1 pseudogene is annotated in these 297 nt (G+C 63.3%); it reads left to right on the forward strand.

Features of this window, described 5'->3' with window-relative positions:
• Positions 1-297, forward strand: a pseudogene (locus tag P0G09_RS19250) (D-alanyl-D-alanine carboxypeptidase); the annotation flags it as partial.

The raw sequence follows: 297 nt of genomic DNA on the forward strand, positions 1-297 counted from the left end.
ATCCCCGCCAGCCTGACCCAGGAGTACAAGGACATCCAGAACGCCAACGGCAGCACCATCAACCTGCGCAACGGTGAAACGGTGCGCCGCATCGACCTGCTGTACGGCCTGCTGGTGGCCAGCGCCAACGACGCGGCCAGCGCGATCGCCAGTGATGTTTCGGACGGCGACCTGACCGCCTTTGTGGCCCGGATGAACCAGCGTGCCAAAGAGCTGGGCTGCACCAGCACCAGTTTTTCCTGTGTGCACGGCCTGTATGATTACGGCAACGTCTCTTCGGCCCACGATCTGGCCCTG

The organism is Faecalibacterium sp. DFI.5.82 (assembly GCF_029076575.1).
In the GTDB taxonomy this organism is placed as follows: Bacteria; Bacillota; Clostridia; order Oscillospirales; family Ruminococcaceae; genus Faecalibacterium; species Faecalibacterium duncaniae.